Consider the following 20,232-nt stretch of genomic DNA (forward strand, 5'->3'; position numbering starts at 1 on the left):
CGCAATGCCGTTAGAGTCGCGTTAGGCGTCCTCAGGCGCGAAAGCCGTAGCCGATTCGGCCAACGACTCGGAGAATGTCATGCGCGCCTCTGAGGCGCTCTCAGAGCGTCCGACCAAGCGGCCAAGCTCCAGACTGCGTTCCACTCGATCAACCAGGTTCTTCTGGTGATCACTGAGCTCGCCACAGAGCCACATGCCACTATCGATATGATCGATCACATCATGGCTGAATGACTTATTGGTGGTGTACTCCCTCATCATTTCCGAAACCGCTTTAATCGCCATTGAAGCCTGGGATGCATCCCAAAGCATCTTTTGCAGTGAATCGTGAAACTGTTGTGTCGGTGTACTCATCGCTATCCCTCAACCCGCCTTCTTGGTCTCTTGCGCCACATGGTCATCCAGCTTGGCGACGATCTCCCGCCACTTACTGTCATGGTTACGCGCCCTCCGGCGCGCTTCAAACCCATCCGGGTATCGGCTTGGCCAGATCTCTACCGGCTTTACACCGATCGCATACGCGATCGTACGCTCACCAATCAACCAGGGCTGCTGCAATGCACGGGACATGGTTCCAGGTACTTTATAACCTGCTGCGCGGCTCAAGCGGGCAATGGACCATCCGGCTTTTTCCAAGGCAGCTTTGATATCGGCATTATGCCAGTCAACACTTTCCTGTTTACTCATGACCCTCTCCTCCTTTGTGCGGAGTTGCAGCTGCAACCAACCCACCGGTAATATCATCAAGCCCGATTGAACAAGAGCCATTAACCGCAGCATAATTAATAGCGGCAATCAGAAAGTACTTAACTAAGGCAATTCCTTTAACATCAGGGAAACCAAAGAACTCATACATTTCATCATTAAAAACAGAGCTCTCATCACCGCCTGCACGCTGCATCAGATAGCAAACAAAATTTTGTATCTGTTTCCCGCTTTCTAGTATGTCAAGTTTATGCCTTATCATCATTCTGATATCAGCTTCCTGACAATCAAGCTTAAACAACGCTCTCTCAAGGTTGGTAAAATCATCACCAAAAAGTGCCATCCCAACCCTAGCCCGTAAATTGTCACCTTTAATTGGACTATTCACACCAAAGCATCTCAGCAACATTTCAAGAAACTCAGAAGATCCAAAATCAGCATTATCGATCACAACTATATCGATCTCTCTGGAATTAAGAATACTGAATGCATCTTGAATAACCCTGTCGAATGACTTTGGTACTTCATCGCTATGCTCCTTTATAACTGCTTCGAATACATCCCTCATACATTCTCGGATATCATTTGAATGCAAGTCGGCAATAGCTACGCGAATACCGAGGCTTTTTGCACGATTAAGAAAGTAATTAATTGCCGTTGTCTTACCGCCCCCTGCATCAGCTTTAACCGTTACGAAGCTCTTGTAGGCCGCCGCATGGCACAGGAGCCCGCAACAGTGCTCCAGGTTTGGAGTCACGAAGTAATCATCGGCACTGACCAATGGTTCGATGAATGGGTCGAGGTCGAGCCCAAAATGCTCTAACGCTTTCTGTGTTAACATGTCATCTCCAGATTGTGACGTCGATTTGGTACCGGCCTGGCTGAGGTTGCCGCCTCGGACAGGCCACTCTTCACGCAAAACTATCTGTCGTCTCGCCCGCTTCCGCAGACCAAACTACGGTATTCGTATTCGGATCAAATACTTGCCGCACCCGCTGGATCTGAGGTGGCTTAGGCCCGGTGTATCGAGCAGGTACCAGCCGGTACCGTGCAGCAACAGCACGCCGCCCCCTGGTTGCTGGCCGAGTTTTAACCAGGTACTTCGCTTTGTGCAGGTAATGGATATAGTTCTTGGCATCAGTCGGCTTTATCGGCACCTCTTCAGTGCTGGCCGCCATTGCAAGCTCATGAAAATTGAACTCGCCAATAATGCGCATTGCCCGCCACATGTTTTCGCGGTTACGGCCCTGCGTCACTTCGCTACCGTCTTTGCGCAAGCGCGGTGCCTCCACACCACAGTCACGTATCAGCGTGTAGACATACTCCCGAGTGCCGCCACCGCCTTGGCGCTGATCGTTGTCATCCTGGTTAATCCAGCGCTCCCTGGTAATGTCGATATAGCCGCCGTTCTTAAGGCAGGTGAGGTAACTATCGATTGCCTTCCGGTTGTCGCCTTGGTCGTGGTCCAACGCCAGCCATAGCGACTCACGCGTGAACTCACGCTGTTCTCGGATCTGCGACCAGATGGCCTCCCGGCCAGTCAGCTTACCTTGAGCGCTGGCCGCCACGAGGCTCACCGGTTTACGTCCCCGCCCTTTGCCAATAGCCCGCTCTTGATCGTTTCTAACGGTCATCAACGGACCCTCCGTGCCGGAGCTTTACCGGTGAACAGAGGCTGGTTGCCCCAGGTATTTTGATCGACAGTTTCCAGCCCCTCAGACAAGCCAAAGTTACGGATCCGGCTGATGTTTACGACGACACGACGAACTGACCCCTTTGCGATCGACAGGACTTCATCCATCAGATCCGGCGCTATGGTCACTTCTGGGCAGTACATCTCCTGGAGTACTTCCGCATCATCGGCACTGACCGGCTGGGCAGGAACGAACTCCAGAATTCGACTATGGAAACGTTCCCAGCGCTCCAGCTTGGCTGGCAGCTTCTCCTCACCAATCAAGAGGATTGGCGCAAAGCTGCCCTCATAAATGTCACGCACGATCTCAACCGCGTTCTTCTCGACCACGTGATCCATCTCGTCGATGATCAGCGGGCGCTGAGAGAGCGCCAGCTGTTCGCACACCTGGTCACACATCTCATACAGGGTTTTGGCAGGTTCCAGCCCCATCTCTTTGGCCAGGGCCAGCAACAATGCCTTCTTCGTCCAGCTGCTTTTACAGGTTACGTAGTAGGCACGCGTCTTGTTCGCGGCGTAGCTCGCTGCGAGAGACTTACCGAAGCCAGCGGGGCCATAGAGCACAGCCATGCCGGGTAAGTGCTGGTCACGGTGCATAATGCGCTGTAAGGCACCGATGCAAATACCCACATTGGTAATAGGCGCTACGGTCCCGATCGAAACGCTTTCAGGAACATTGACCGCATTTTCAGCTGTCATATATCATCCTTCTGCTTGATGGTTAATTGCCGCTATTGCAGTAACGGCGAGTTATTTGGCATTCCTTGCCTTGAGCGCCAGATGCATTTCTGCCAATTCCTTCTGCCCCACGTATTCTGGGGATCCGGGGAAGTTTTCGTAGAAACGCAACTGGCGTTCATCCTTAATTTCCATGCCCTGGCGCACCTGGTTGTCCAGTTCCAGCCAGCGCTCATACTTCTCTTTTGCAGTTCCCATGCTGATCACATTGCCGCCATCGCCTTCCGGCTTTTTCGCGTTCTGAAGCGCGGCTTTGGCACGTGCTGCCTGCTCAGGATCTTGCTGGGGAATAGATAGATTTGGGTTACGGGTCTGAGCTGCCAACGCCGCTTCGTCCAGCCCGGCACTGGTATATCTCTCTTCACGTTTGGGAAAAGCCGCCAGCTTTTCGGACTCGGCGATACGATGCTCCAACACCACATCAGCGATGTTCTCGCTCACGTCTTTGCTCATCGCCTTATATTCGCGGCTCTGTTCGCTTAGCAACCGCTTCTGCTTGGCCTTCGCAGCCACTGCGGCTTCCTGTTTGGAGATACCAAGCAACTCATAGCAGGTGAGAACACCTACAAAGGCACCCTCGACATAGGCATATAACCGGCCCAAGTCGTGCTCATCGTACTTGAGCATGGCTTCACGCCCGGCATACTCGAACAGGCTGTCGTTGAAGTAGGTATGGTGATTGAAGCGGACACCTTTCTTGCTAATGGTTCGGGTACCCGCCACCTCAGCCAGCAGCATATCCAGGACGCGTTCATCTTCGATGCGCCGAATAGGTCCTTTGCAGGCAGACACGCACTCAAACGGTGTTTTACCGGATAGGCCGCTGTGCGGATTGTGGCTATAGATGTGCTCAACCCACTGATCAAGGCGTTCCTGCAACTCCGCTGAAGTCATGGCGACTTCAACGACTTCATCAGGCTGCATGATTCGCTCAGCAAAGCTCTTACGCGCCTCAATCTGCTTGCGATCTGCGACCGAGTGACCAATGAATCCAGGTAAAAGATCGAGGATGCCGTGACTCATGGTCTGAAGGGCCCGTTCAATGGTGCCTTTCTCCTCGGAGGCGAACGGAATGCAAACTTCCTGGACAATCTCCATATCACGCAGTACACCGCTAAACTGCTCGGAGACGTAATCCTTACCGTTATCCGTTCTAACACCTTCTGGCACACCCCAATCCAGTACCGCCCGGCGGAAAAGCTGACACACTGCCATCGCCTTCGAAGTCTTGGACACATAGAGCTTTAAGCGGCGTGTATGCAGATCGATCACTCCAATCACGGAGTGGCGACCATCCTCCAGAAGCCAATCGCCTGGCGTGGAATCCATCTCCCACAGCTGGTTCATGTCGGTGATCTGTTCAAAGTGAGAACCCGCCGCCGCCATATACACGTTTTTCCAGCGGTCTGGGTTGGTCATGAAGGTCCAGATCTGAGCGTTTTCCTCCTTCCAGTCCCTCATAAAGCGCTGAATCGACCTCACACTGGGAATATCTATTCCGCTACAGACCGCTTTCAGATACTCCCGCACCTCTGATCCCTTAATATGGGGAAATCGGATCATGCTTCCGAGCACCGTTTTGAACAGCACCGGATCTGATGCGATCTTGGACTGGCCACGGCGCTTTCCGTAACCATCCGTCAGTGCTCCAATGCCGCCTTTTTCGTAGGCCTGGACCCAGTTTTCCAATGTTCTGGCCGTCAAACGGCGAACACCATCTCTGCACGGGATCCATGGCACAACATGGGCGGGCACATGGATCGAACCGCAGTTAACCGCTTCGGTTATTTCTGCACGGCTCTGCTGCGCACCGATTCCGTTATCGCGTTGATATTCATAGGTGCAAAGCACAAACCATTCACGCGCCTTAGCTCGTTTGTACTTATCGCTGTCCTTGGGAAGGGCGCTGAAACGCTTAAGCCCTTCTTCTTTTCGGCTTCGGCGCACTTGAGCTTCGCGCTGGTGCCTGGCCTCTACTTCGGTCGCAAGCTCGACGCCAGCCCGCTCGTGAGGATCGAGATCAGTAGCTTGGGCTTTGGCAGCCGCCGCATCCAGCGCCCTCTGGTAGGCTTCTGCTTTCCGCTTTTTACGGACAGCCGTTTGCACATCCTGAGGCAGCTCATCCAGTACGAAGTACTTACGGCGGCCACCTTGAACCGTTTCGAAATAAGCAGGCCAGGGAGCTTCACCAGCTCGCTTGAGACCGTTAGAGGCTCGCTTTTCAATCGAGCGCTTATCACGACCTAACGCTTCGGCTATTTCATTCGTCAGCACGTGTGCCGTAGGGGCGATTGAATTGCTCACTTCACCAGCACCGACAAGATTTGTTTTTGCTACAGATTGGGTCATCCCTGTTCCTCCAGGCCCAGCTCGGGGACCTGATACACCGCGATATTTCGGCACTGGTAAGCCAGCCCCTCCATGAGTGCGGTGATTGCTGGAATCACATCACCGGCTTCCGCATCGCCCGCATAGAATCGGAGGATCAGTGCTAGGGTCTCATGGGCTTCAAGGCTCAGGGCGTTAAGCTCCAGCGACTGAGCCTTCCGACCAGAGGGCATAGGAACCAGCAGCTTGTTATGGCCGTGTGCCAAATAGCGCGTTAAATAATCAAAGCCGCAGGCACGCTCAAAGGGGAGCACCTTATTAACAGGCATTCGTCCGTTCTGGGCCCACTTATAAAGGTTGTTGGGGCGCGTCTCGATACCAGGCGCGTCGGCGATACGGTCAACGCTGAGGTTGCGTGTGTGTCTGCCGTGCATAAAACAGTAGGTCGTAGCCTGCCCTGGATCGACAGGGGAAAGTCTGTCCCAATTAGGCTGTGTCATCGCCGGACCTCCTGTTACCTGGAATCCAAATAATCTCGGGCATTACCCCTGTGCAGTCTCGGATTTTGTTCCTACGCTGTAACCAGGAAAGGTTGAGGCCGCCAAGGACAATGCCGGAGGTCATTTCAGCACCCACGTTCGCGTGTTGCATTGAACTCCAGCCGGGCCTTGATAGAATGCCATTTGGCACCGGACAGACCGCTACGGCCAGTATTGTGGACCCCGTTGGTGTATCGGCTTGGCCAGATGTCCCACGGGTCACACTCTAGAACATGAGCGATAACGCACTCCGTTAAAGGCCAAGGCTTGTGAAGCGCTTTACCGACAGCGTAGCGGCTAAAGCCTGCGGCAAGGCTGAGGCGGGAAAGGGACCAGCCTCGCTTTTCTAGCGCGGCTTTAACATCGGCTGGATGCCAGTCAGATGACTGGTTATTGGAAATGGCTTCATTAGTGTTCATGAGCTTGCCTCGCGTGTTTGTATATTTGGAATTATGAACAAATTTCGAGATTTGTAAACCCGTTATTTGTGCCGCACTTCCATTTTTTTACTTGCGCCACAAATAAGCGATAAAACCATTTATTTATCAATGGGATGAGGTAAGTGGGGCACGTTTTTCAAAGTGCGGCATTTGTGCCGCACTTCAACCAAATAAAGTGCGGCACAAAATTATGAGCAACAAGAGAACAGATATCGGGGAGAGAATTACTCGGATCCGAGGCGATAAAAGCCAGATAGCATTCGCCAATGAGCTTGGCGTGCACAAGAACACTCTGGGCAATTATGAGCGAGGGAGGAATACACCGGATGCGGATTTCCTAGCCAAACTGGCAGGAATAGGAGTCAATACGCACTGGGTCATCACCGGCGAGGGGCCGCTGTACTTGGAGGAAACTGGAGCAGGGGACGATGCTGCCGACTCAACCAGTCCATCTACGACTGTTAGGAAGCCTGCACCTATCGATTCAGAGCTATTTAAAGAAGTAATTCAACTACTTAGAGATAAAGACAGTTGGACGCATAAGATCAAACTTGATCTGCTGATTGATGACGTAATCCGCATGTACAACGATGCAGTTAGATCCTCTAACAAGCAACGGCAACAGCTGGAGATGCGCCTATATCTCAACTCTCGACACGAGTTGTACTTGGAGCTACAGATCCAGCACTACGAAGACGTCAAGCAAAGAGCTCCAAACGATACGGAGCTTCAACGGGCACAAGATGAGCTCGCTCAAATCTTAAAAACAGAGCTCCTGGAAGTGAAAGAGCAGTCAGCGGTTTTCAGAGCAATGCTGGAAAAAATACCGGAATAATCCGCCCCAAACTAAGTGACGTTTGCCGAAAAATCGGAAAATCTATGTGTCGCAGGCCTGGCACCCGATTTTTTGGCAAGATCCCAACCAGCCCCCGGAAACCCTCGTAATTCCGGGATTTATCCCGCCTAATACCGCAATCTCCCGCTTAACCTGGACCACTCCACGTCACACTAAACTATCTGTCACTTCACACGTTGAGGGCACAATTTCGGCACACGCCGGATACAAAAAAGGCCTGCATCTGGTGCAAGCCTTTTAAGTAGTGGTGCCCGGAGGCGGAATCGAACCACCGACACGGGGATTTTCAATCCCCTGCTCTACCGACTGAGCTATCCGGGCAACGAGGCGCGTATTAAACCCGACTTGATTAAGGGTGTCAACGCTCTGCTTTCACTTTTTTCCGATCAGCTGTTTTCTGAAGGCGGTACGTACCCTTCGACCTGATCGAACTCATCACCGGAGAGGAATTTCTCCATCTCTTGCTGCAGGTATTTGCGGCTCTCCGGATCCATCAGGTTGAGATGCTTCTCGTTGATCAGCATGGTCTGATGTTCGGTCCATGCCTGCCAGGCTTGCTTGGATACGTTTTCGAAGATCTCCTGGCCCAGTGCACCGGGATAGGGTGGGCGCTCGAGGCCTTCCATCTCTTTTTTGTATTTACGGCAGATGACTGTGCGGCTCATGATTGACCTCCTTCGGGGCTGTTTAATTGCTCCAGTAAACGTTTAACCGGTGCGGCCAGCCCCACATTCTGTGGTTGCCGGGTGTTATACCAGAGGGTTGGCGGGCCTTCCATGACAAAATTTATGGGGTCTTTCAATTCGACCAGTGCCGGCGTGATATCAAGATGATAGTGACTGAAGGTGTGCCGAACCGGTGGCATGACCGAGGCGTCGCTAATCTCTATACCGAGCTCTGATTGAGCGTCACGCAGGTCCTGCACCTCTGGCAGGCTCCAGAGTCCGCCCCAAATCCCACTGGGTGGGCGTTGGCTGAGCATTACGCTGCCCTCGCGATCCCGAATGATCAGCATCCAGGTCTGCTTAACCGGCAGTGTTTTTTTGGGGCGCGGTTCCGGCAGTTGGTCGGTGAGGCCTTCGCTGAACGCTTTACATTCTTGCTGCAATGGACAAAGCAGGCAGCTGGGTTTGGAGCGGGTGCAAAGTGTCGCACCCAGGTCCATCATCGCTTGGGTATAGTCACCCGCCCTTGCATCGGGGGTATTGCGTTCGGCATGCTCCCAGAGCTGCTTCAGGACCGCTGTCTGACCGCTCCAGCCCCGTACGGCATAGAAGCGGGCCAGGACACGCTTGACGTTGCCATCGAGTATGGCAGCGGGTTTTCCGGTGGAGATGGACAGGATGGCTCCGGCGGTGGAGCGGCCGATGCCGGGTAGTTCCGCGAGCGCCTCCACGGTTTCTGGAAAACGGCCGTCCTGCTGTTCGCTAATGATACGGGCGGTTTTGTGGAGGTTTCGTGCTCTGGCGTAGTAACCGAGGCCTGTCCACAGGTGCAGGACTTCGTCCAGATCCGCTTGTGCCAGGGCATGAATATTGGGGAAACGTTCCTTAAACCGCTGGTAATAGGGGATCACTGTAGCTACCTGAGTTTGCTGAAGCATGATCTCAGACAGCCAGGTGCTGTATGCGCTTTTATCTGCCTGCCAGGGCAGATCTTTGCGGCCGTGTCGATCGAACCAATCGAGCACGGCCTGCTGGAACTGTTCAGGGGCTAGTGACGGCATCAGTTTCCAAACAGCCCCTTGATCAGAGACTTGGCACCTTCGTCACCCAATTTGTCACCCAGCTTCTCCTGAATTTTAGACTCCACTTTTTCCTGGGCTTTGCGCTTGGCCTCGGCTTTCAGAAGATTGGTGAAGACACTGGCATCGGGGCGGCACAGCTGTGCGGGGGCTGTGTCAAAACTACCTTTACAGTTTACCGGGAACTCGATGCCCTCCAGACGGTTGTTAATGGAGCAGGTCTCATTGAACAGGTTGCTGGTGATTGTAAGTCCCAACCGGTAGTCAATCAGCGCCTGCGGCAGGTCTACCTGGCCGCGGCCGGTCAGTTTCATCGCGTCCAGGCTTGCGGACAGGTCCTGGTTATTGACGACACCGTTTTTGATCGGAAAGGTACCGCCCATGGTGGCGAATGGCGTGGATCTGTCGACCTGGGTACTGTTGATGCCGAGGCTGGCCACATTGTTGATGCCCTGGCAGACGGTCTGGGCCATATCGATACCTTTGATCACGCCGTCTCGGGCGGAGAAGCTGAGATCACCGGTCAGAGAGTTGACGATCGCGTGCAGGGAACTGCCGCTGGCGCTTAATTCCGCCCTGGAGCCGAAGGTACCTGTCATCTGCGCTTCACCAGCGAGGTCGGTGAGCAGTTCTCCGATCTGTATGCCGTCCAGGTTTTCCGAGATCAGAAGGCGTGGCGGGGACTGGCGGACGTCCAGCGTGGCGCTGTTATTCAATTTCCCGGAGTACAGGTTTGCTTGCAGGCGTGAAAGCTTGACCAGTCCGTTGTTGGCACTGAGCGTCACGCCCAGATTATTGATTTGCATGCCGGAGACCAGCAACTGCTTTAAATCCAACGTCGTATTCAGATTCAGTGTCTTAAGCGCTTCTACCGGAATGATCTCCTCTTTGGACCAGCGCTCCGCCGCGTCCTTTTGACCGCTGGTGGCTTCCGAACTTGCTGTTTCCGTGGACTCCGGAGGCAGATATCGGTCGGCATCGAATGCTTCGCCCTGCAGGGAGATGGACGGTGTCATCGTTTTGAGGTCGACAACAACGGATCCGTTCAGCTGGGTGTCATCAATATGCAGGGTCAGCGGATCCAGAGTCAGTGTACCGGCAGGCCCGCCGAGCGCTGCCCCCAGCCCTATGTGTTGCAGGGCCTTGCCGTCCCGGGTCTGAGGAGCGGGCTGTCCGAGCTCTTCCATCAGCTGCTTCAGGTCAAAATCAGCAACGCGAATTTCGCCCTTGATGGTGGGCGACTGGAAGTTGTCGACGCTGACCTGGCCCTGTGCCTCGAGGTTTGCGACGGCCAGACGTTGGAGCCCCAGGTTGATGCGCTGGTCATCGATATCGGTATCGATGTTTGCTGCCAGATTCAGGGTCAGTGATTTGCCGGCGGCCGGTACGTCCAGCAAGACCACGGTGCCTTCCAGGCTGTTGAGCTGGTAGCGCTGAGTACGCAAATCAAGCAGCGCATCCGTCGCAAGATTGACCTGTCCTTGCGCGGTCACATCGGAGCCGCTGAGCTGACGTACCTGCCCCTCTATAGTCAGGGGGATGGGGATATCGGGCGCGAGTCGACCTGTGGTCAGGTTGAGTGCGTTAATTTCGAGGCGCGTGTTGGCGGCCTCATCGAGATAGCGGACCTGTGCATTGCTCAAAGTCACCGACTCGATATCAAACCCCTGCAGGGGCGCCTGGCCTGCGCGACTCGTTGTGTCTGCCTCATCAGCGCTATTGGTGTCAGCCGTCTCTGAAGCCATGCTCCAGTTGTTGGCGCGGCCGGTTGTGATCAGGTTGAGTTTAAGCCCATCGATAACGATGGCGCTCATCTGCAGGTTACCGGAGAGCAGGGGCATTACCTGTACTGAGAGACGGGCCTCCTCTAAAGAAGCAAGCTGAGGTTGTCCGGGATAGCGAGCATCGATGCGCCCGAGCTCCAGGCCCAGGTTGGGAAAGAGCGACCAGCCGATGTCGCCCTGAATATCCAGCTCAATACCGGCACCCTCCAGCGCAGCACGCTCGATCCGGTCGCGATAGTCATTGGGGTCGACGAAGAAGCCGAGCAGTACGCCGCCGGCCACGACGAGGATCACGACCAGCGAGATAAATCCAAGCAACAAGCGCGTCATTATTTTCATAGATCAGCTGTCCATTAGCGAGTGTGATCGTTTAGCTGCCATTGTAACGAATCAGGTGTCGTGGGGGGCAAACTTGATTACTATGGCAGCAAAATGCGTTGAAGGTTTACTGGCCCTGCTTAAAACAGAGCGTCGAGCGGAACTTCTGCCACACTTTACAAGATCACTATGCAACGAAACGGGTCCAGAGAGGGGGTAGAGCGAGGTTTCCCCGGACAGGCCTGTTGGGAGAAAACGAGATGAATACGGGCTTTTCCGTCGTCCTCTTGGTGGAATCACAGCAGCGTCATGATCAGTTGGTTCAGGTGCTGACGAAAAGCTGCCGGGATTTTATGATCGTGCATGATGTAGAAGCGTTGATAAAGCGTTTGCATCGCAAGCCGGCCAATGTCCTCCTGTTTGGGCTCTCGACCATTGAGCAAAATGAAGTGGCTTACTTTCGACTGCTGAAAACCGACCCTGAGGTCGAGCAATATGTCGGGTCTACGCTTCTGTTTTGCGGCAAACCGGAAGTCAAGCAGGCTTTTCAACTCTGTCGGAAAGGGTTGTTCAACGATTACTTTATCGCCACGCCGCTCTATGACCCCTACCACCTGCTGCTGCGCTTCCGCCATCTTAAGGCGCAACAGGATGGCGAGGCTGGCGCTGTGCCGATGACCAATAACTCTATCAGCGCGGTGTGCCAATCGCTGGAGCAGATAGCCCAGGGAGACAGCCAGATTTCGGGAATCAATACCGAAATGCTGCAGCGTTTGGGCGAGACGATTACCCTGGCAATGGAATCTCTCGGCCGGATGATCGAGCAGCAGCTTGGTGAGGGAAGTTCGGCCAGTGAAACCCGGGAGCTGATTTCGCGCCACTCAGGCGAGCTGGTCGGAGAGCCTATCCGGGAAGATGTGCGGGAGGCTGTAGCCAAGGTCAAGCAGGTCACGGCGGAAATGGCGGAAATTGCAATTGACCAGCGGGTTTCGATCAGCCGCGAGCATCCGGGTATGCCGCCGCGCAATAAACGAGTGATTGTGATCGAGGACAACGCTCAGGCTCAGCAGGAGGTGGTCACAGCGCTCGAGAAAAACGAATGTGAGACTGTCGTCTATAGCTATGCCGGTGACTTCGTTCGCGATATGGATTCGCTCAGCGCCGATATCGTTATGCTGGATCTGACCCTGCCGGATATGCCCGCCTTCCATGTCATCGAAAAGCTGAAAAGCTCAACGTCCCTCTCCCATGCCCGGCTTTTCGTGATGATCCAACAGGGGGACCGGGAGAAAGTGGATCTCGTCATGGGCATGGGGGTGAATGAGATTATCATGAAGCCGATCGATGAGCAGATGATGGCGTTCAAACTCAAGCACTACTGATGTTGAGGCCCGGTTCTCTGTATAATGTGGGTTTGGCAATAAAACCCACGCGCAAAGGCGGAGACAGAGATGGCCGATCGTACCGCCAGAGTGACTCGTAACACTCTGGAAACCCAGATCACTGTATCAATTAATCTCGATGGCACAGGTCAGTTCGAGTCCGATACCGGCGTCCCCTTTCTTGACCATATGATGGATCAGATCGCCCGTCATGGTCTGATCGATATGGAGATCAATGCCATCGGTGATCTGCATATCGATGATCACCACACTGTCGAAGATATCGGCATCACCCTGGGCCAGGCGTTTAAGCAGGCGGTGGGCGATAAAAAAGGGATTCGTCGCTACGGCCATGCCTATGTGCCTTTGGATGAAGCGCTTTCCCGCGTTGTGATCGACTTTTCCGGTCGTCCGGGTCTGGCGATGGATGTGGAGTTTACCCGCGGTCGAGTGGGCGCTTTTGATGTGGATTTGTTCAGTGAGTTCTTCCACGGGTTTGTTAACCACGCCCAGGTGACCCTGCATATCGATAACCTCAAGGGCAAGAATACTCACCACCAGGCCGAGACGATCTTCAAGGCGTTTGGCCGTGCGCTGCGCATGGCGTTGGAAGTGGATGAGCGGGCCGCCGAGATAATGCCGTCGACCAAGGGGTGCCTGTAAATTATGAGCAGTATTGCAGTTATCGATTACGGCATGGGTAACCTGCACTCGGTGGCCAAGGCGCTGGAGCATGTGCAGCCGGGCGTGGAGGTTCGTGTAACCGCGGACCCCGAGCAGGTTCGCACCGCTGATCGCGTATTGCTGCCGGGCGTTGGTGCGATCCGCGACTGTATGGCTGAAATTCTCCGTTTGGATGTGGATAAAGAGGTCCGTGAGGCGATCGCTTCCGGCAAGCCATTTCTGGGGATCTGCGTCGGCTATCAGGCGTTGATGGAGTTCTCCGAGGAGAACGGCGGCGTCGACTGCCTGAGTGAGTTTGAAGGGCGTGTGAACTTCTTCGGCGATGATCTGCATGAAGGTGAAAACCGCGATCGCCTGAAGGTTCCGCATATGGGCTGGAATGAAGTGGAGCAGCGCATCGATCATCCCCTGTGGAAAGATATCGACAACGGCACTCGCTTCTATTTTGTCCACAGCTATTACGTCAAGCTGGCTCAGCGTGAACAGGTTGCGGCAACCTGCCATTACGGTGTGGATTTCGATGTGGCGCTGGCGCACAAGAACGTGTTTGCCACGCAGTTCCACCCGGAGAAGAGCCACACTGCCGGCTTGCAGTTACTGAAAAACTTCCTTAATTGGGATGGCCAGTTCTAAGGCCATCCACAAGACAGACTTCAAGGTTTTATCCACAATGCTGATTATCCCCGCGATTGATCTCAAGGACGGCAAATGCGTACGCCTGCGCCAGGGCCGTATGGACGACTCCACCGTTTTCTCCGATAACCCGGTGGATATGGCCACCAAATGGGTTGAAGCCGGCTGCCGCCGTCTGCACCTGGTGGACCTGAACGGTGCGTTCGCCGGTAATCCCGTTAACGGTGAGATCGTGAATGCGATCGCCAGGGCGTATCCGGATCTGCCGATTCAGATTGGCGGTGGCATCCGTTCAGCGGAAACAATCCAGGCCTATCTGGATGCGGGTGTTGACTACGTCATCATCGGCACCAAGGCGGTAAAAGAGCCGGAATTTGTCACCGAGATGTGTAAACAGTTCCCGGGCCATATTATCGTTGGCCTGGATGCTCAGGACGGCTACGTGGCTATTGACGGTTGGGCCGAAGTCACCGACGTGAAAGCGGTGGATCTGGCCAAGCGTTTCCGCAATGACGGTGTCAGTGCCATCGTCTACACCGATATCAGCCGTGACGGCATGATGCAGGGTGTGAACGTGGAGGCCACCGTGGAGCTGGCTCGCGAAGCCGGAATACCGGTTATCGCCTCCGGTGGGGTGACTGATATCGAGGACATCCGCAAGCTGGCGGCAGTCGCCGATCAGGGAATTCTCGGTGCCATTACCGGCCGTGCCATCTATGAAGGCACCCTGGATGTGGCTGAAGCACAGAAACTCAGTGATGAGCTGAGCAAGTAAGTACGCTAGCAAAGGGTAAGAGCATGGCACTGGCAAAACGCATCATCCCCTGTCTTGACGTCGAGAACGGGCGCGTCGTGAAAGGCGTGAAATTTCTCGATATCCGTGATGCCGGCGATCCGGTGGAAGTGGCCAAGCGTTACAACGAACAGGGTGCCGACGAGATCACCTTCCTCGACATCACCGCCAGCCATGAAGAGCGCGATACCATGGTTCACACCGTGGAGCGTATGGCAGCCGAGGTGTTTATCCCGCTGACGGTAGGGGGCGGTATCCGCACCTGCGAAGATATCCGCAAGATGCTCAACGCCGGTGCCGATAAGGTATCGATCAACACGGCCGCCGTGTTCAACCCCGAGTTCGTGCGTGAGGCTGCAGAGCGTTTTGGCAGTCAGTGCATTGTCGTCGCCATCGACGCCAAGAAGGTGTCCAAAGAGGGCGAGACGGACAAGTGGGAAATCTTCACCCACGGCGGTCGCAAACCGACCGGTCTGGACGCCGTCGAATGGGCGAAGAAAATGGTCGAGCTGAGAGCTGGTGAGATTCTGCTCACCTCCATGGACCAGGATGGCGTCAAGAACGGTTACGACCTCGGGGTTACCCGTGCTATCTCCGAAGCAGTCCCCGTTCCGGTCATCGCCTCCGGGGGGGTTGGTAATCTGGACCACTTGGTGGAGGGCTGTATCGACGGCAAAGCGGATGCTGTGCTGGCGGCGTCAATTTTCCATTTCAACGAGTACACCATTCCGCAAGCGAAAGCGTATATGCGCGAGCGGGGGGTTGAGGTCCGGCTTTGACAATGATGTCCGCCAGGTAATAGTAGAAAAGGCTCCCTAAGGGGCCTTTTCTATGGCCAACAGCCATACAGCGTCAGAACGGACTCTGCCTTTCGGGTACACCCTTAAAGCTGTGGGTCATAAATCCGTATAAACCGCGCAAAACGTGGTTTTCCATGGGCGGTAAAGCCGTTATACCGGTAGGTTACCCAGGCGCCTAGCGACGGTGGATCTGCCCGTTCAGCATCGCTCAGCCCTGAGCCCAATCTAAACTGCATCCCGGCTTCCGTTTCCACGATTAACGCGCCGGTCATGCCGTTATATTTGCCCTGCCCTGGCGTGTAGCCGATCACGCGTGCTTCAGCATCTTCATAGCCCTTGTACTTCAGTAGCGCGTGGCTTCGAGTATGGATGTAACGGGCGGTCCGGTGATGGAGCATCAACCCCTCGCCACCCTGCTTGTGGATATCTGTCAGTACCCGTGAGAGCTCTTTACGGGAGTTAATTGTTCGCTGTTCGACCGCCTGTATCTGCGGGTTATCCACAGCACGAGTCAGTTTTTGAAGTGCCTGGTCTCGCTCAGCAAAACCGCCGGGATGGGCTGGCAGGTCAAACAGTTGCAAGCTGACCTCTTTCCACAGCGGCGACTCCGGTCGATGGGCGCGCACAAGGGCGCTTACCTCATGAAATCGTCCGCGGCCCAGCCACAGCTCTCCATCCAAAGGAATTGGCGGTAGGCTCGCAGTCAGCGCCTTGGGAGCGTGAATCGTATATCCGCTGCGGGTAATCAGCCGAGATCCTGTCCAGCGGGCACGAACGCCATCGAGTTTTTCACTGACAAGATAAGCGGGTAGATCCAGGTTATTTGCCGAAGATAGGGATTCCGCGCTCATCAGCTGGGGCGCGGGTGCCGCTGCTACACAGGTAGGCAGGGTCAGGCCGACCGCAATTGCGGCAGGCATGCAGATGGACGGGTGCATTGTCGATCTCCTGTTCCTTGGAGTTACCAAGAGCATCCTGCTCTTTGGAAGATTCCCGGATACCGCTTTCGCGTTATCCGGGGTCTGCGTCGCGGGTGTAGCCCGGCAGCAGCCGTAAGGCGCGTGCCGGGACGTCTTATGATTAATCCAGCAGATCCAGGTCCCGTACTGCGCCTTTGTCGGCCGAAGTTGCCAGTTTGGCGTAAGCTTTCAGCGCGGCGGACACCTTACGTGGGCGCTCCTGGGCCGGTTTCCAGCCCAGCTTATCCTGTTCGGCACGGCGCAGGGCCAACTCTTCATCCGATATCAGGACATCGATGGTTCGGTTAGGAATATCGATGCGGATACGATCACCGTTTTTTACCAGGCCGATAGCGCCGCCGGCAGCCGCTTCCGGGGAGGCGTGGCCGATGGAAAGCCCGGAGGTACCGCCGGAGAAACGGCCGTCCGTAAGCAGCGCACAATCTTTACCCAGGCCTTTGGACTTCAGATAAGAGGTGGGGTACAGCATCTCCTGCATACCCGGCCCCCCTTTCGGACCCTCGTAGCGGATGATGACCACGTCGCCGGCTTTAACTTCATCGTCCAGGATCTTGCGCACCGCTTCGTCCTGAGACTCCATCACGTTGGCGTTCCCTTCGAACACCAGAATGGAATCATCCACACCGGCCGTTTTTACGACACAGCCATCCAGTGCGATATTGCCATACAGCACCGCGAGTCCACCTTCCTGGGAAAACGCATGATCGATGGAGCGGATACAGCCCTCGGCACGGTCGCCATCCAGGCTCGGCCAGCGAGTCGACTGGCTGAAAGCCTCTTGAGTGGGGATGCCGGCGGGGCCTGCCTTGAAGAACTCCATCACCTCAGGTGTCGGATTGCGCATGATATCCCACTGATCCAGTGCTTCTGCCAGGGTGGCGGAATGCACGGTCGGAACGTTGGTATGCAGTTTTCCGGCGCGGTCCAGTTCACCGAGGATCGCCATAATACCGCCGGCCCGATGCACATCTTCGATATGATATTTCTGGGTATTCGGCGCCACCTTGCATAGCTGTGGAACGCTGCGGGAGAGGCGATCGATATCCTTCATGGTGAAGTCGATCTCTGCTTCCTGGGCGATGGCCAACAGGTGCAGAATGGTGTTGGTGGAGCCGCCCATGGCGATATCCAGCGTCATGGCGTTTTCAAATGCTTCGATACCCACAGCACGTGGCAGGATGCGCTCATCACCGCCTTCGTAATACTTCCTGGCCAGCTCGACGATGGTGCGACCGGCACGCAGGAACAGCTGTTTACGATCGGCGTGAGTCGCGACCACGGTACCGTTACCCGGCAGCGCCAGGCCCAGCGCTTCGGCCAGGCAGTTCATGGAGTTGGCGGTGAACATGCCGGAGCAGGAGCCACAGGTGGGACATGCAGAACGCTCAACGGCGTCGACCTGTTCGTCCGAAGCGTTCGGGTCCGCGGCCAGCACCATGGCATCGACCAGGTCCAGCTTGTGCTCCGCCAGCTTGGTTTTGCCCGCTTCCATCGGTCCGCCGGTGACAAAGATCACCGGGATGTTCAGGCGCATGGCGGCCATCAGCATTCCCGGGGTGATCTTGTCGCAGTTGGAGATGCAGACCAGGGCATCGGCACAGTGAGCGTTGACCATGTACTCCACGGAATCGGCAATAATGTCGCGGCTCGGCAAAGAGTAGAGCATGCCGTCATGACCCATGGCGATACCGTCGTCCACGGCGATGGTGTTGAACTCCTTGGCGACACCGCCTGCGGCTTCGATCTCACGTGCCACGAGTTGCCCCATATCCTTGAGGTGGACATGGCCCGGTACAAACTGGGTGAAGGAGTTGGCCACGGCGATGATCGGTTTCTGGAAGTCATCGTCTTTCATGCCGGTGGCGCGCCAGAGGGCGCGGGCGCCCGCCATATTGCGGCCCGCCGTTGAGGTCTTGGAACGATACGCTGGCATCTGCAGATCCCTCGATAGCAGGTTGAAAAAAGGAGGCCAGAGTATAGCAGATCAGAACTCTACGGTAGGCCATCGGAGGGAATGGTTTGGTGAAACGTGAAAAATACGATTTAACGTCTAAACTGCTGTGGAGAAGAAAAATACACCGAGTGTCCCTCAAAAGGCGGGAGGTATCTTATGCGTATTGGCGTACCAAAAGAAATTAAAGTTCACGAATACCGGGTCGGTCTGACGCCGATGGGTGTGAAAGAATTGATCGATCAGGGCCATCAGGTTGTGGTGCAGGCCAACGCGGGCAGTGCCATCGGTTATGAGGATGATGCCTATCGGGAAGCCGGAGCGACGATCGAGCCCCAGGCGGAGAAGGTATTTCGTGACAGCGAAATGGTGGTGAAGGTTAAGGAGCCGCAGCTGGGTGAGTGCGAGTGGCTGAGTGAGGGCCAGGTACTGTTTACCTATCTGCACCTGGCGGCAGACCGGCCCCAGACCGATGCTTTGCTCAACAGCGGGTGCACCGCCATCGCCTATGAGACCGTGGAGGATCGTCAGGGCGGTCTGCCGCTGCTGGCGCCGATGAGTGAGGTTGCGGGGCGTATGGCCGTACAGGCGGGAGCTCACTGCCTGGAGCGCGAACAGGGTGGGCGCGGCGTCCTGCTCTCCGGCGTGCCGGGCGTCACCCCGGGGCGTGTGACGATCATCGGTGGCGGTGTTGTGGGCGGCCAGGCTGCGCGCATCGCTCAGGGTATGGGTGCCCAGGTAACCATTCTCGACAAATCTCTGCCTCGTCTGCGACAGCTTGATGATATGTTCGGCGGACGGGTGAAGACGCTTTACTCCACCGGCGAGAATATTCGTCAGCAGCTGACTCAGTCCGATCTGGTGATCGGTGCGGTGCTGTTACCGGGGGCCAAAGCGCCAAAACTGGTGAGTCGGGATATGCTTGGGCTGATGCCTGCCGGTGCCGTTCTGGTTGATGTGGCCATCGACCAGGGTGGCTGTTTCGAGACCAGCCGTCCGACGACGCATGCGGAGCCGATCTACGAAGTAGATGGGATCATCCATTACTGCGTTGCCAACATGCCGGGGGCGGTAGCCAGAACAGCAACCCAGTCATTGACCAATGCAACCCTCCCCTATGTGGAAGCGCTGGCGAACAAGGGCTGGCGCTCAGCACTTGCGCAGGTTCAGGGGTTGGCGCCAGGGCTCAACGTACATGCAGGTGAGCTCTATTGCCAGGGTGTTGCCGAAGCCTTTGATATGCCACTGGCATCGCTGGATGCGTTGCTCAGTTAGGCCTCGGCTCAGGTCATCAGTTAATCCCGCGTTCATCTGAGCTTTGACAGACTGTCTGCCTGGTCGGCCGAGATCGGAGCCGATCCTGGCGGCGGTCTGTCCAGCGCGAGCGGGCCCTCGACTGCCTTGCCTGTCCGGCGCACACTATGGGCTGATTCCCGCCAAGTGTGTGCTGCCGGGAAAACTGCAGTATTATCGGCTAATGATCATCGCTGCCTGCTAGGGGCAACGGATGATCGGTCGAGTCTAATCAGGCTATACGCGAGGAGAGGGTGAGTTATATGGCGCGAAGGAGACGGAGTTCGATGGTTGGGCCGGGAGTGCTCCTGCTGCTGACGATGCTCTCCCCGGTTTGCGCCTGGGCCCAACAGTCACCCCCGGCGTCATCACTGCTGGTGCAAAGCGAAATCGATCTCAAACGTGCCGTGCAGATTGCCATGGAGGCTTTTGGCGGTGAGGTGGTTAAGGCGGATGAGATTGTCCGGGACGGGCAACGCCTGTTTCAGATCCGTCTGGTCAACAAGGGGCGGGTGCGTGATGTCCTGGTGGATGCCCTCTCCGGCAAAATAATCAACCCGTGACGGGGAAG

Annotated in this window: 21 protein-coding genes and 1 tRNA gene; 8 read left to right on the forward strand and 14 right to left on the reverse strand. The window is 55.6% G+C overall.

Annotation, left to right across the window (positions count from 1 at the left end; translation table 11 throughout):
* Positions 1-21: 21 nt before the first annotated feature.
* The 8 genes from G403_RS0107885 to G403_RS25855 form a co-directional block, all read right to left on the reverse strand.
* A complete protein-coding gene (locus G403_RS0107885; RefSeq protein ID WP_027853506.1) occupies positions 22-354 on the reverse strand; it encodes a hypothetical protein in 333 nt (110 codons plus the stop codon).
* Between the two features lie 9 nt (positions 355-363).
* Positions 364-687, reverse strand: coding sequence for a helix-turn-helix domain-containing protein (locus tag G403_RS22630; RefSeq protein WP_084403975.1), 324 nt, complete (start codon positions 685-687; stop codon positions 364-366).
* Complete coding sequence (locus tag G403_RS0107895; RefSeq protein ID WP_027853507.1) at positions 680-1,546, reverse strand: ATP-binding protein; 867 nt, start codon at positions 1,544-1,546, stop codon at positions 680-682. The genes G403_RS22630 and G403_RS0107895 overlap by 8 nt, the downstream gene beginning before the upstream one ends.
* 70 nt (positions 1,547-1,616) lie before the next feature.
* Positions 1,617-2,339 (reverse strand): hypothetical protein, encoded by a 723-nt coding sequence (locus G403_RS22635; RefSeq protein WP_051298712.1) that lies wholly within the window; start codon positions 2,337-2,339, stop codon positions 1,617-1,619.
* Positions 2,339-3,097 carry an AAA family ATPase gene (locus G403_RS0107905; RefSeq protein WP_027853508.1) on the reverse strand — a complete coding sequence of 253 codons (759 nt, stop codon included), beginning with the start codon at positions 3,095-3,097 and terminating at the stop codon, positions 2,339-2,341. Before G403_RS0107905 ends, G403_RS22635 begins: the two co-directional genes overlap by 1 nt.
* Before the next feature lie 51 nt (positions 3,098-3,148).
* Positions 3,149-5,485, reverse strand: a complete 2,337-nt coding sequence (locus tag G403_RS0107910) for a DDE-type integrase/transposase/recombinase (RefSeq protein ID WP_027853509.1) — start codon at positions 5,483-5,485, stop codon at positions 3,149-3,151.
* On the reverse strand, positions 5,482-5,964 hold the full coding sequence (locus G403_RS0107915; RefSeq protein ID WP_027853510.1) for a hypothetical protein: 483 nt from the start codon (positions 5,962-5,964) through the stop codon (positions 5,482-5,484). The genes G403_RS0107910 and G403_RS0107915 overlap by 4 nt, the downstream gene beginning before the upstream one ends.
* 125 nt (positions 5,965-6,089) lie before the next feature.
* Positions 6,090-6,422, reverse strand: a complete 333-nt coding sequence (locus tag G403_RS25855; protein ID WP_084403976.1) for a helix-turn-helix domain-containing protein — start codon at positions 6,420-6,422, stop codon at positions 6,090-6,092.
* Positions 6,423-6,633: 211 nt separating this feature from the next.
* Between G403_RS25855 and G403_RS24435 the strand changes: the two genes are divergently transcribed.
* Positions 6,634-7,278, forward strand: a complete 645-nt coding sequence (locus G403_RS24435) for a helix-turn-helix domain-containing protein (RefSeq protein WP_051298717.1) — start codon at positions 6,634-6,636, stop codon at positions 7,276-7,278.
* Between the two features lie 266 nt (positions 7,279-7,544).
* Here G403_RS24435 and G403_RS0107935 read toward each other — a convergent pair.
* From G403_RS0107935 to G403_RS0107950, 4 genes are all read right to left on the reverse strand, one after another.
* Positions 7,545-7,620, reverse strand: a tRNA-Phe gene (locus G403_RS0107935).
* 65 nt (positions 7,621-7,685) lie between these two features.
* Entirely contained in the window at positions 7,686-7,964 is a 279-nt protein-coding gene (locus G403_RS0107940) for an oxidative damage protection protein (protein ID WP_027853512.1), read from the reverse strand.
* Positions 7,961-9,025 carry an A/G-specific adenine glycosylase gene (gene mutY / locus G403_RS0107945; protein WP_027853513.1) on the reverse strand — a complete coding sequence of 355 codons (1,065 nt, stop codon included), beginning with the start codon at positions 9,023-9,025 and terminating at the stop codon, positions 7,961-7,963. Before mutY ends, G403_RS0107940 begins: the two co-directional genes overlap by 4 nt.
* Positions 9,025-11,166, reverse strand: a complete 2,142-nt coding sequence (locus tag G403_RS0107950) for an AsmA family protein (RefSeq protein ID WP_027853514.1) — start codon at positions 11,164-11,166, stop codon at positions 9,025-9,027. Before G403_RS0107950 ends, mutY begins: the two co-directional genes overlap by 1 nt.
* Before the next feature lie 239 nt (positions 11,167-11,405).
* On the opposite strand from G403_RS0107950, the gene G403_RS0107955 reads away from it, so the two are divergent.
* From G403_RS0107955 to hisF, 5 genes are all read left to right on the forward strand, one after another.
* Positions 11,406-12,527, forward strand: a complete 1,122-nt coding sequence (locus G403_RS0107955) for a response regulator (protein ID WP_027853515.1) — start codon at positions 11,406-11,408, stop codon at positions 12,525-12,527.
* 69 nt (positions 12,528-12,596) lie between these two features.
* Positions 12,597-13,190 carry an imidazoleglycerol-phosphate dehydratase HisB gene (gene hisB, locus G403_RS0107960; protein WP_027853516.1) on the forward strand — a complete coding sequence of 198 codons (594 nt, stop codon included), beginning with the start codon at positions 12,597-12,599 and terminating at the stop codon, positions 13,188-13,190.
* Positions 13,191-13,193: 3 nt separating this feature from the next.
* Complete coding sequence (gene hisH, locus G403_RS0107965) at positions 13,194-13,844, forward strand: imidazole glycerol phosphate synthase subunit HisH (protein WP_027853517.1); 651 nt, start codon at positions 13,194-13,196, stop codon at positions 13,842-13,844.
* Positions 13,845-13,881: 37 nt separating this feature from the next.
* Positions 13,882-14,619 carry a 1-(5-phosphoribosyl)-5-[(5-phosphoribosylamino)methylideneamino]imidazole-4-carboxamide isomerase gene (gene hisA, locus G403_RS0107970; RefSeq protein WP_027853518.1) on the forward strand — a complete coding sequence of 246 codons (738 nt, stop codon included), beginning with the start codon at positions 13,882-13,884 and terminating at the stop codon, positions 14,617-14,619.
* Positions 14,620-14,642: 23 nt separating this feature from the next.
* Entirely contained in the window at positions 14,643-15,416 is a 774-nt protein-coding gene (hisF, locus tag G403_RS0107975; RefSeq protein WP_027853519.1) for an imidazole glycerol phosphate synthase subunit HisF, read from the forward strand.
* Positions 15,417-15,520: 104 nt separating this feature from the next.
* On the opposite strand, the gene G403_RS0107980 is transcribed toward hisF, so the two are convergent.
* Complete coding sequence (locus tag G403_RS0107980) at positions 15,521-16,375, reverse strand: DNA ligase (RefSeq protein ID WP_051298719.1); 855 nt, start codon at positions 16,373-16,375, stop codon at positions 15,521-15,523.
* Between the two features lie 142 nt (positions 16,376-16,517).
* Positions 16,518-18,350 carry a dihydroxy-acid dehydratase gene (gene ilvD / locus G403_RS0107990; RefSeq protein WP_027853521.1) on the reverse strand — a complete coding sequence of 611 codons (1,833 nt, stop codon included), beginning with the start codon at positions 18,348-18,350 and terminating at the stop codon, positions 16,518-16,520.
* A 177-nt stretch (positions 18,351-18,527) separates the two neighbouring features.
* Here ilvD and ald point away from each other — a divergent pair, with 177 nt between their 5' ends.
* Together ald and G403_RS0108000 are read left to right on the forward strand one after the other, a co-directional pair.
* Positions 18,528-19,643 carry an alanine dehydrogenase gene (ald, locus tag G403_RS0107995; protein ID WP_027853522.1) on the forward strand — a complete coding sequence of 372 codons (1,116 nt, stop codon included), beginning with the start codon at positions 18,528-18,530 and terminating at the stop codon, positions 19,641-19,643.
* A gap of 305 nt (positions 19,644-19,948) precedes the next feature.
* Positions 19,949-20,224 carry a PepSY domain-containing protein gene (locus tag G403_RS0108000; protein ID WP_027853523.1) on the forward strand — a complete coding sequence of 92 codons (276 nt, stop codon included), beginning with the start codon at positions 19,949-19,951 and terminating at the stop codon, positions 20,222-20,224.
* Positions 20,225-20,232: the final 8 nt, after the last annotated feature.

It is taken from the genome of Marinobacterium litorale DSM 23545 (assembly GCF_000428985.1).
Taxonomy (GTDB): Bacteria; Pseudomonadota; Gammaproteobacteria; order Pseudomonadales; family Balneatricaceae; genus Marinobacterium_D; species Marinobacterium_D litorale.